The following is an 11,360-nucleotide window of genomic DNA, read 5'->3' as shown; positions in this document are numbered from 1 at the left end:
GATTTAAAAATTAAGGGTCAAACCTATAGATACCGCTTTCAGCATGGGATAGTTATAACCATCTCCGCTGGTGCCACCGCTCAGATCCCGGTCAGAGCCGTAAATGCTGGTCACGTCCGTGTCGCGTGTCCACTTGTAGATGGGCGACCAGGTCCAGAGGTTTTCTCCGGATACATATACTTTCAGGTCGCGGGCGCGTATTTTGGACACGAGGCGCTGCGGGAGCGTGTACCCGATCTGCAGGTTTCTCAGCCTGATGTAGGCAGCATTTTGCAGGAAACGGTCATTCGCCACCTGTAATGCACGACCGGAGCCCTGGGCTACATAACCCACAAGACGGGGCAGGTAGGCATCAAAATTGCCCAGCTCTTCGCGGAACATATTGTCTTCATGCCAGCTCGGATAGGCGTTATACGGACGGTTATACTGTCCCCAGAAACGTGCTTCCGCCGAGGGATACCAATCCTGTTTCATCACTCCCTGGAAGAAAGCGGAAAGGAAGATGCCGTTCCAGTCGCCGGAAAGATTCAGCCCATATGTGTACCGTGCTGAGGAATTGCCGATAATGGTTTTATCGCCGGAGTCGCCTACACGGTTCAGGCCCTGGTAGATCACATTGTCCCCATCGAGGTTTTTGAACTTGAGATCACCCGGGTAATTTTTGCGGGAGCTGGTATTGGGAATATTGGCCTGTGAGGGTGATCTGGTAATTTCATCGGCCGATCTGAACAGCCCTTCTACCTGGTAACCCCAGATCTCTCCCACGCGTTTGCCTTCATAGTGGTCGTTCAGGTCTTTGTCGGGGTTGTTATATTTGGTGATGATCGCCCAGGAATCGGCTAAAGTAAACCGTACGCCATACCTGAAGGGTTTCGATGCCATCGCGAATTGGTCGGACCAGTTTACAGATAGTTCCCAGCCGGTGGTTTCAAGGTCGGCATAGTTCCCCTTCGGTACGGCTGTACCAAATACTTCCGGCACAGTGGGGCCTTTTGTGAACATGTCTTTCGTCCAGCGGCGGTACACATCGCCCATAAACGTCAGGCGGTTGTTCAGGCTGGAGAAGTCGAGGCCCAGGTTGGCCGTAGTGGAAGTTTCCCAGGTAAGCCCGTTGGGCACCACGTCAGGCTGGTCGGTGAACTGCGGACGGATGCCGTTGATAATGCGGCCGGACTGCCTGATGTCGAACTTTTCGTTAAAGGAATAGGGGCCGATGTTACCATTGCCCAGTGAACCATAGGAAGCCCGTAATTTGACATTCGACAATACTTTGGGGCTCACGTTCCAGAACGGCTCTTCAGACACTCTCCATCCGGCGGATACCGAAGGGAAGAAAGCCCACTGCTGGTCTGTAGGGAACTTCGATGAGCCGTCGTAACGCCCGTTCACTTCCAGCAGGTAACGTTCGCGAAAGTTGTAGTTGAGGCGGTAGAAGCCGCCTGCGATCCCCCATTTCTGGTTGCCACCGGTAGTGGCGATGCTCTGGCCGAGGGCCAGGTTAATATCGTCCGCATCAGCATAAACAATACCGTTCCGCTGCACCGTCAGGTTGGTGTAAGCTGATTGCTCGTAGTTGAAACCCGCCAGGAAGGTAAAGTTATGACCACCGCTGAAAGACTTTACGTAGTCCGCATAAAAGTTGGTGGCGAGGTAATTGGTGGTCCTTCTTCTCTCCTGCAGATCGTTTGTATTGGTGCCGGTATGGCCGATCACGCCTTCTGCCCGGCTGTAGGGCACCTGCACGCGGTTCTGCTGCGAGGCGATATCGTTGCTCTGAAAGGTCACGTCTGCACGAACGGTCAGCTTATCCTCGAGCAGGCTCGCCTTCGCGTTGATCCTGTTTCTGAGAAAACGTTGCGTGTTGTCGATAGCGTTCCGGCCAATGTAGTAATCACCCACCGTATAGGCCGCTGAAAATGACAGCGTACCGTCAGGGTTCAACAACGGCGCCAGCGGATGGCCTTCATCCGCAATGTTCCGGTATATCCCGCTTCCTTCGCCTACGTTCAGCGGCTGGTGATACTTTTGTACGGAATACTCGGTGTTGTTCTCGACCAGCAGCCAGGGCGTAACCTGCATGCTCCCTTTCGCCCGCAAATTATACATGTTGTAGTTGTCGCTGTTATACCGGAATAAACCGTCCTGGCCGTTGTACCTGCCGCTCAGGTAAAAGGTAGCTTTTTCGCTGCCGCCGGAAACAGACAGGTTATGGTCATGCGCGCCGAAATTCTTCTTGTACAGTTCCTTATACCAGTCGGTGCTGTAGTAGTATTCGTATGCCCCTGAATTGGGGTCCACTTCCACTCTCGGCAGGGAAGGGTCTTCCCATCTTCTTTTGATCTCCGCAAGGTATGCGGGAGAGAAACTGATGGTCTTGTTGATGGCCGTAGGCGTATTGCCGTTGTCGTTCCAGTTGGACCAGGCATCGCTGAAACTTTTGGCCCATGGGTACGATTCCGTAATGTTGTCCGGCACTTCGGTAGGCGATTTAATCGCATAGTTGGCCGAGTAGGAAATATTCGTTTTCCCCGCTTTCGCCGTTTTCGTAGTGATGAGCACTACGCCGAACGCTGCGCGGGCGCCGTAGATCGATGCCGATGCGGCATCTTTCAAAACAGAGATGCTCTCGATGTCGTTAGGGTTGAGAACGCGGGGATCGCCTTCCACACCATCTATCAGCACCAATGCACTACCACCCTGCCCGATCGATGTGGTACCCCGGATGTTGAACGAGGGTGACTGTGTTGGCTTTCCATCCAGCATCGTCAGGTTCAGGTTAGGCACCATCCCCACAAGGCCTTGCGCCATGTTGGGCACGGGCCGGTTCTGAAATGCTTCCGGTCCTACCTGGTCTACCGCCCCGGTAAGGTTTACTTTCTTCTGCGTACCGTAACCCACTACCACTACCGCGTCCAGCGATTTGGTATCCGGCGCCAGCTGTACGTTGAGCGTGCTTTGCCGGCCGGGTTTGATCTCCTGGCTGAGGAAACCGATATACGAAAACACCAGTACGGCAGCTTCATCGGGCACGTTAATGGTGTAATTGCCGTTGACATCTGTTTGTGTGCCGGTCCGGGTGCCTTTGACCGCGACGCTTACACCGGGCAAACCCTCCCCGTTGGCGCCGGTCACTCTACCCGTAACCCGGTGGTCGGCTGCTGAGACCACATCATGCGCATGCGGCATCGGTGTAGCCCAGGCTGCTCCGTTTCCTAAGAAGAGCAACGCCATGCAGGCCAATGCTTTTTGATGAATGCGCCACATGAGATAACGCCTTTGTTTTCCGAAATGCATAAAATAGATTTAGATAGGTTTAGATTATAGCAGAGATAAGTGACGAATACAGTACGATCAGCATAATAGATGCAAAAGGATGCATAGCACGGCTCCTGCGCTGGTGCCGCGTGTCAGTTCATGATAGATGTAGTTTGAAATTTGTTCCCGTGATTTTAGCGAAACAAAATTGGAAAAATTAGATCAGAAGTTCATTCGTTGGAAATGCAATTAACAAATTGATAATCTACGGAACGTATTGAATCGATTTTCAGCCTGGGATGCTGTGGAGTAACAATGTTCGTTTTATAACGATCAGGTTTTTTGGGGGTACTCTTTTCCGCTGTGCCAGGGATATTAAATGGACACAGTAGTGCTCGATCCTCCATCCATGAGTCTGAAAAGTACAATCCAGCATACAGCCATCAATACTATTCCGGATATTATCATCCACTTACCCTGATTCCGTGTTTTTACCGAGAATGCATGCGTACGGGAGCCATCCGGCAGTGTTTTTTTAGTCAGGCAAACAAACCCACCTATGAAAATGCCAATAAAGGAATAAGTACCAGAAAAGGGAATAGGGACAAACAACAACAAAGGAGAAAGGTAGCCTGTTATCAGCCAGACGGCAGGCAAATGCTGTGGTTGAGCAAGAGTTTCCAACCGGCCGTTCCCGATATGCTGTAATTGCTCCGGGGAGTATGAAACACCTTGCTTTTCCAGCAATTTCAACGCAAGTGCATAGTCAAAGTCACCCCATTCATCTTTTTTGATAATTATCTCTTTCAGTTCGTCAATAGAAAAGGATAACAGGTAGTAATCTGGTTCTACATCTTCAGGAGAAACTGTGATCTGGCTTTTCAGCAGTGTATCTGCCTGAGAGAAATAATCAGCGGGGATCTTCACAAGGTGCCGCTGATCAAAGTTCTGGCCTACATACATTTTATCCATGAGCAGCACTTCTTCTTCGTATTGCGTTGGGATATTATGCTGCTGCAGGAGGGAAATAATTTCGGCAGCTTGTTCTGCTGTGTAAAATCTTTTAAAGGTAAGGAGTTGCTTCATAGGTATTCCAGTAGGGAATCAAGATACTCTTTTGCACTAAAGAATCCAATTTTTTACCGGACTGCACCAATTCAGATAATAGGAAAAATCCCCTCCAGGGGATCTGTCAGGCACCCGGGGATAGCGGCAACATTCCATTAAAACTATACCACAACCTGTGCGAAGATCCTGGGAACAGGCTGAACGATATTGGCGCGATCTCCCCCCATAATTGTCATACCAGCCCCGGCAGTGGCATCACTTGTTGGCGTAGCTTTATCATACATTCAAAATACACTGCATTATGGAAGCAAAAACAGCAAGCCGCAGAACAGAGGGGTTACTGGCATTATTTGATATGCACACCACCTTCTTTTCCCGGGCCATAGACGGCATCTCCGAAGAAGATGCCTACAACCGGCTGAACACAAAGGCTAATCACATCGCCTGGCTCACGGGGGCGTTGGTGGAACAGCGGTATTCGATGATACAGGAAACGCATCCGGAACTGAAACAGACCGGCGGGGAACTGTTCAAGGACAACAAGGGCATCCAGGAAGGCGCAAAATATCCCACATTGGCCGAGTATCAGCAGGACTGGGACAAGGTAAGCCCCCTGGCCCGGGAGGCCCTCATAAACGCCTCTGATGCGCAACTGGACAGCGAGATCGATATGGGTTTCATGAAAATGAGCCTCTACGAGTTGATGTCATTCACGATCTACCGGGAGGCCAGCATAATAGGGCAACTGGCATTATGGCGCAGGCTGCTGGGGTATCCGGCTTTGAAGTATGATTAATGGGACGGCGGCTATGCCGTCGCCCTGTTGAATATTAATCTGAAGCAGGTACCCTCGCCCGGGATGCTTTCAAAGGAGATATTGCCCTTCAACAGCTCTGTATAGCTTTTTACGATACTTAATCCAAGCCCGGTCCCCTGTATCCCGGCAGTGTTGGACGCCCTGAAAAAATTACCGAAGATCCCCTCCTGGTCTTCATAAGGTATGCCTATGCCGTAATCCCTGACGGCTATCATTACCGCTGTATCCGACACCCTTACGTCCAGGTCTATCGGCTGGTGCTCACCGGAGTATTTGCTGGCATTGGAGATCAGGTTGAGCAGGATATGTCTCAATACCTTCCCATCCTGTACGATCTCGTTATCGCCCTCAAGTGTGAATCGCACTTTTTGCCCGATCCGGCATATGCCGCTCAGCTCTTCAATGATATCTTCCGTAAAATTTCGCAGATCAAGTTTTTCGCATTGCATCTCTGCCCGGCCCTGACCAAGTTTATCGATCAGCAGAAAATCGTTCAATATGGTATTCAGATTCTCTACGCATGATCTGATCTTGCCCAGCTGTTTTTTCTTTTTCTCCTCACAATCCTCTCCCTGGTAATGCTCCAGGAGGTAGGCGCTGGAAAGAATGGCGCTAAGCGGTGTTTTGAATTCATGGGAAGCCATGGACATCATGCGGGTCTTGGCCAGGTTGATCTGTTTCTCCCTGCCCAGCGATTCTATCAGCTCCTGCGTGCGTTCTTTCACACGTTGTTCCAGCTCGATGTACACCTGGATGTTCTCCATATTGACGGCCGTGATGTCCGCCAATGACTGCAGGAGCGATATTTCTTCATTTGACGGAAGATGCCGGTGGGCCCAGTAATTACCGATCGCCGCAATAGGGTCTATACTTCTGACCGGTACCATGAGCAGGCTTTTTACAAAGGTAGGCCGGTATGCATCGATCGGGATGCGACTGTCCGCATAGATATCCCCGATCACCGCAGGTTTACGGTTGAGCATAGCCCATCCGCTGATGCAGATATTCATGGGAAAGCGCTGCCCTTTCCATAGCGGGGCAATCGCATCTTCATCAGCATAATAACATTTATCCCCATCGCGAAGAACAAAAGTAGCGCCATCAGCCCCTGTAAGCCTGCGGGCTGCGGTACGCACAATTCGCATGACCGATTCGAGACTGCGGGAAAGCGACATCTCCTGCACGGCGGCCACGAGGATTTTCATCGTCTGCTTTTCAGTTATAGGTTCGGGTACAGACATAGTTCAGCAAGTATGTCCTAATTTAGGGATTCCGGGGAGAATCTTTGTTAACAGCCGTAGTGGAGATCATCCATACTTCAGGGTAAGTGATAACTGCCCTGCATGATAGGCGGTATGAGAAATTATTCTGCCAAGGGCTTCCGCTTTGGTCTTTGTACCAAACTCCCTGGTGGTTATAGGTCGCTGCCAATCGTCATCCGTTTGCTGCGCAATGATCGCCTTCAGCGTATCAAAAGCAAGTTGCTGATACTCCAGCAGCTCGCCCGGGTTTACCCATTCGCCCGTATCATGTTGTGCAATGACAGTTTTTGCAGATACCATCAGATCCGCTGCGCCAAATACATTTTTAGCAAACAATAATTCCACATCCCCAATATGCCGGATGAGAAAACCCGCGCTATTCCTGGTATTGATCAGTTTCTTCTTCAGATCTTCTTCCTTTATATCTTTCAACAGCCCGGTAAACCTTGTGCGGGCCTCTGTCCATGTTTGCAGGTATGCTTCGGTAGTTGTCATGGTGACTTGCAATTATTCGTTCGTTACAAATAAACGATGAATCAAATTCCTGCGTGGTGATTATTGTCAAGCATACTGATGATCATTGTCAACCGGTTCCCATAACCGATCTGGCAACCGACCCTGAACAGAGAAGCCGCTTCTGCATGCGAAGCGGCTTCCTGCCATTTTAAGGGTATGGTCCTTCCCTTGATAAACTATTGGAATTATTTCCTCAGCGTCCCATAGAAGAACGACGTATCGTCCCCCACTTCATATAGCCCGCCGATGTTTGTAATGTCCGGGTTGGAACTTTGTACATAATCCACACGGAAAGGTGAGCCATTCACAAAATAATCCTGGATATCGATCAGCTGCAACCTACGGGCGGTCCAGTTGCCGTCATAGGCAGGATCGCTGAGCGTGATCACCCCATTCTCATACGTATATTTGAATGATGCAACAGCAGTGAAGGTGGTGGTCCCGTTATTGTTGCGGGTGGTTACCGTGGCCGTTGTGGAATTGGCCAGCGTAAAGCGGACATCTACCAGCGTACGGCTGGGGTTCATTGCTGCGAATTTGTCTACGCTGCCCTGATAAGCCGCATTGAAACCGGAAGTAATACCGGGCGGCAGGCCGCTGCCGATGTACAGTTCCCGATAAGTGCCGTTATAGGCAAACAGTGTGGGCATGGGCAGAATTGGCAGATCGTTCTGCTGAATTTCATACCGGCTGCCGTCGCTGCTGTATAGCACGAACACGTCATCTTCCAGTTTGCCTTTCACGAAGGTGATCCCGTTCACCGTGAAACCCGGCGCAAAATTGATGCCCACATCCTCATAATTGTATTTCCCGGCCACCTGCTGCACCGCCCCCTGGTCGTCCACATACTGGAAGCTGGCCTTCTTGCCGGATTTATCCAGCACAAACTCTACTTTACTGGTAATGCCGTCGATCATCACATAGTTATTGGCATTGACGGCGAAAAATTCATTCACCGCATCGATATTGGCTTTGTAATCAGCACCCAGGAAACGGCTCTTTTCGGCTGCCGTAGCTTTAACCAGAATAAGATCATTCTTGTATTTGAAGCCGCGCAGCACTATCGTGTCCCCGCTTGTGCGCTGGTATTCGAATTCCACATCGCTTTGCAGGCCGGAACCGGCAGTGCCGCCGAAAGAGGAAGGCGAAGGGTCCTGCAGCAGCGTGATATAATTGTAGGTATCGAATATCAGGGTGGCATTCATCACCCATTTGATACGGAAAGAAGATGTACTGGCATTGGTGGCGCTTTCATCGTTCATATCACCTACCATCAATACGGTCTGCCCTGCATCGAAATCCATATACAGGCCATATCCGCCCTGGGCAGTTGTGGTGAGCGATGCTTTCCAGCCATGCTCTGCACTGAGCAAACCGGATTCCAGTTCGCTGATCCTGGCAGTCATCCTTTCTTCCGGCGATTCCTCAAAAACCCTGGCTGAATCCTTCTTGCAGGCGCAAAGGAGGGAAACCGCGGAAAATATATAAAGCAGTTGTTTCATCTGTTAATATTTAATTTTTACGGGCCAGATTCATTTAAAATTTACCATAGAAGTAATTATCCGGATCATCCTTTACATAGAAACCGCCGAACTTGAGATAGTTCCGGGGGCCGGCTGACTCCGGTATCCAGTCGCCGCGGAAAACGTGGCCGTCCAGGTAATCGTTCAGCGGCTTGAAGCCTGCGGCTACCTGCGAGTTACGGCCGTTGTTGTACTGCGTCTGGTTCGTTCCGTCATCGAACCGCGCGAAGGTGATATCTCCGTTCGCGTCCACTGTGATGTTGAAATCGTACCAGGCTGCGAAGCTGGAACCGGATGCATTGGTATAGCTATGCTGTATCTGCATGACGGTGGGTGACAGGAACACGATGTTGAAGTTGACCGGTGTCCGGTTATTAACCCCCAGACCGGTTTTCACTGCGTTCCAAACCTCGGCGAACTGTGCGGACTGCCCGAACTCGGTATAATGGATACCACTGTTGAAATCCACTACCAGCGGATTGGCGATCAGGCCGTTCTGCAGGGCATAGAGGAATTCCTTGGTATTATCGTTATACTCATCGCGCAAAACTTTCGCTACTTCATACTGCAGATCACGGAAATTGATATTGAAATACTGCTTGAAGTAGTCTACTACCAGGGCTTCTTTTCTTTTCAACTTTTGGTAAGCATCATCACCGCCTGCTCTTGCATAGGCATCGAACCAGAGCTGCCCTTCCACGAGCAGATGTGCGGTCATTTCCGCAAAGTCTTCTGTGTACTTGCTTCTGGCATACCGGGATACGAAGCCCAGCCGCTGGGCATCTGCCGCGGTATTGGCGGAAGAGGTCCAGTCCTCGAAATAATCAGCATTGGTTACCTGCTTGAACTCCGGCGGAATAGCCACGATCTGGTTCACGATGTGCGTGAACTCATGATGTATGGTCCGCATCTTCCGGCTTACCTGCGCGGCATTGCTGAAGTCCAGTGTATTCATCTCATACAGTACCACCCGGCGGCCACCGTCCGCAGTGCCGAGCGTGATGGTGCCGTTGGAGTTGTAGGAAGGGGAACCGTACAGCACGAATTGTTTCGGGGTGTAGGTTTTGATGAAGGTAGCACCGGCCACTTTCTCATATGTTTTGAGAAAGATGTTGATGATAGCTTCCGCAGTAGGTTTCACCTGCTCCAGCGCTATCGGTGAAATATCCTTGCTCACATCGGTCAGGTTCCTTTCAAAGCGGTACACCAGCTGGATATTGTAGGGATCGGTGAGCTGGGCGGTGATCCAGTTATCCAGTTCAGTTTGCTGCGGATTATCCACATTGTACCTGGACATATCTACGTCCAGCGTTTCTGATTTCCGGCAAGACCCGCCGCCCGCGAGCAGCAGCCCGGTGAATCCTGCGAAGAATATATGTTTGAGCCTCATGATTATCTGGGATTTAAGGGTACTCCTGAAAGTTTTACTTCTTGCGGCAGCTGGAACACTCTCCGGTTGTCGCCATGCGCCAGTTCCGTGAATGTTTCCGTTCCGGTATCATCGATGTGATTGTGCCTTACCGTCAACTGGTGACGGAGAATATCCATCCAGCGGATGCCTTCGAGGATGAAGGCCCTTTTCTTGGTATCCAGCAGTGCTTCCAGCATGGCCTCTTTGGCATCGGATTTACCGGTAAATGTTTGCGCTTTGGCAACCGTCAATCCATGTGATGCGAGGGAGTAGCCGCGGATACGGGCACGGGCGAACTCATTGAGATCATTGATCGCATTCGGATAGTCCTCTTTCTGAATGTAGGCCTCCGCACGGTTCGCCAACGCTTCATCCGCGGTGAACAGCGGCAGCATGATATAAGGAAGGCCGATGCCCTGCGCAACATTCGTGTAATGGAAATACTCCCGGTATTTGCCAGGCGTGTAATTGGGGGCGCCGTAGCTCCGGAGGTTCGTTCTGAATGCCCCTCCGAAAACAGTAATGCCGCCATAATGGGTCTTCACCTGCTCACCGAAGCCATAACGGCTGGCGCCCGCACCGGAGCTGCGCTGATACACGGAATAGGTATTGGCGAGAAGCAGGTTGAAGGGCCTCTCCGCTTTTGTGTATTCCTGCACCAGCTCATCGGAGTTGAGATCGTTCATATTGCCGGCATACTGGCGGATGTTGTCGTAGTAATTATTCTCCGGGTAGATCGCTGATGCATGTTCGATCACCTTGTCCCAATCGCCCTTGAAGAGATAAAAGCGTGTGGCAAAGGCGTTGGCGGCCTGCGGGTTGAAGTGGTACTTCGGCACCTGCCAGGTACCACCGGGCAGCAATGCCAGCCCTGCTTTCAGGTCTTCTTCAATCTTCTCATACACACCGGCTACTGTACCGCGATCGTATTGTTTGGACACGACTGTTTCCGGTTCCGTCACATAAGGGATGCCCATTCCGGCATTGGCCCCTCCTATCTCGTAAGCCGCTGCGAAGAACGTTACCAGCATGTGGTGGCAATATGCGCGGGCGATCAGGGCTTCTCCTTTGTAGGGATTTGCTTTCTCCCCCAGATTATGCTCTTCTATGGCTTCCAGTGCGTGGTTTGCTGCGGCAATTGCTGAATAGCAAGCGTTCCAGTATTCCGCGGGCGTGCTGTTGCCCGTGCCTTCCGGGTCGCGCCAGAAGTAGAGGTCTACATACGGCTGCGACTGGTGGGAAGATAATGCGCGGGTACGGTCTTCCGAATTATCAGAAGCCGTCTCGCAAAACAGGTAAGTCCTGTTGGGATAAGCAGATACGAGCAGACCGGCTACTTTCTCCACGGTATTGATCTCGGCCCTGTTATCCGGCGTCACCTCCAGGTATTTGCTGCAGGCAGGGAACATCAGCGTTCCCAGCAGTAACAGGCCATATATGATGTGATATTTTTTCATCTGTCAATATTTGATTTTTTACGGGCCAGATGGAATCTCGCATTAACATGG

Annotated in this window: 8 protein-coding genes; 1 reads left to right on the top strand and 7 read right to left on the bottom strand. The window is 51.0% G+C overall.

The window, feature by feature from the left end; all coding sequences use genetic code 11:
• Positions 1 to 3: 3 nt before the first annotated feature.
• The gene (locus tag FW415_RS10195) at positions 4 to 3,294 is read right to left on the bottom strand and encodes a TonB-dependent receptor (protein ID WP_148384419.1); all 3,291 of its coding nucleotides are present in this window, start codon (positions 3,292 to 3,294) and stop codon (positions 4 to 6) included.
• Between the two features lie 336 nt (positions 3,295 to 3,630).
• On the bottom strand, positions 3,631 to 4,341 hold the full coding sequence (locus tag FW415_RS10190) for a hypothetical protein (protein ID WP_148384417.1): 711 nt from the start codon (positions 4,339 to 4,341) through the stop codon (positions 3,631 to 3,633).
• 283 nt (positions 4,342 to 4,624) lie between these two features.
• Here FW415_RS10190 and FW415_RS10185 point away from each other — a divergent pair, with 283 nt between their 5' ends.
• Positions 4,625 to 5,119: a DinB family protein gene (locus FW415_RS10185; RefSeq protein ID WP_148384415.1), complete on the top strand. Its 495-nt coding sequence runs from the start codon at positions 4,625 to 4,627 to the stop codon at positions 5,117 to 5,119.
• A gap of 11 nt (positions 5,120 to 5,130) precedes the next feature.
• On the opposite strand, the gene FW415_RS10180 is transcribed toward FW415_RS10185, so the two are convergent.
• The 5 genes from FW415_RS10180 to FW415_RS10160 form a co-directional block, all read right to left on the bottom strand.
• Entirely contained in the window at positions 5,131 to 6,345 is a 1,215-nt protein-coding gene (locus FW415_RS10180; RefSeq protein WP_168208757.1) for a GAF domain-containing sensor histidine kinase, read from the bottom strand.
• Between the two features lie 102 nt (positions 6,346 to 6,447).
• Positions 6,448 to 6,897 carry a DinB family protein gene (locus FW415_RS10175; RefSeq protein WP_148384412.1) on the bottom strand — a complete coding sequence of 150 codons (450 nt, stop codon included), beginning with the start codon at positions 6,895 to 6,897 and terminating at the stop codon, positions 6,448 to 6,450.
• A 206-nt stretch (positions 6,898 to 7,103) separates the two neighbouring features.
• Complete coding sequence (locus FW415_RS10170) at positions 7,104 to 8,420, bottom strand: DUF4302 domain-containing protein (protein WP_148384410.1); 1,317 nt, start codon at positions 8,418 to 8,420, stop codon at positions 7,104 to 7,106.
• Positions 8,421 to 8,454: 34 nt separating this feature from the next.
• Positions 8,455 to 9,831, bottom strand: a complete 1,377-nt coding sequence (locus FW415_RS10165; RefSeq protein WP_148384409.1) for a putative zinc-binding metallopeptidase — start codon at positions 9,829 to 9,831, stop codon at positions 8,455 to 8,457.
• Between the two features lie 2 nt (positions 9,832 to 9,833).
• Positions 9,834 to 11,309 carry a RagB/SusD family nutrient uptake outer membrane protein gene (locus tag FW415_RS10160; RefSeq protein ID WP_148384407.1) on the bottom strand — a complete coding sequence of 492 codons (1,476 nt, stop codon included), beginning with the start codon at positions 11,307 to 11,309 and terminating at the stop codon, positions 9,834 to 9,836.
• Positions 11,310 to 11,360: the final 51 nt, after the last annotated feature.

Source organism: Chitinophaga sp. XS-30 (assembly GCF_008086345.1).
In the GTDB taxonomy this organism is placed as follows: Bacteria; Bacteroidota; Bacteroidia; order Chitinophagales; family Chitinophagaceae; genus Chitinophaga.
This window is presented reverse-complemented; position numbering and strand designations above follow the sequence as displayed.

What these genes read in the sequence shown, in the direction of transcription:
- FW415_RS10195 (WP_148384419.1), bottom strand. Translation starts at nt 3,294, where the DNA reads ATGCATTTCGGAAAACAAAGGCGTTATCTCATGTGGCGCATTCATCAA.
- FW415_RS10190 (WP_148384417.1), bottom strand. Translation starts at nt 4,341, where the DNA reads ATGAAGCAACTCCTTACCTTTAAAAGATTTTACACAGCAGAACAAGCT.
- FW415_RS10185 (WP_148384415.1), top strand. Translation starts at nt 4,625, where the DNA reads ATGGAAGCAAAAACAGCAAGCCGCAGAACAGAGGGGTTACTGGCATTA.
- FW415_RS10180 (WP_168208757.1), bottom strand. Translation starts at nt 6,345, where the DNA reads ATGAAAATCCTCGTGGCCGCCGTGCAGGAGATGTCGCTTTCCCGCAGT.
- FW415_RS10175 (WP_148384412.1), bottom strand. Translation starts at nt 6,897, where the DNA reads ATGACAACTACCGAAGCATACCTGCAAACATGGACAGAGGCCCGCACA.
- FW415_RS10170 (WP_148384410.1), bottom strand. Translation starts at nt 8,420, where the DNA reads ATGAAACAACTGCTTTATATATTTTCCGCGGTTTCCCTCCTTTGCGCC.
- FW415_RS10165 (WP_148384409.1), bottom strand. Translation starts at nt 9,831, where the DNA reads ATGAGGCTCAAACATATATTCTTCGCAGGATTCACCGGGCTGCTGCTC.
- FW415_RS10160 (WP_148384407.1), bottom strand. Translation starts at nt 11,309, where the DNA reads ATGAAAAAATATCACATCATATATGGCCTGTTACTGCTGGGAACGCTG.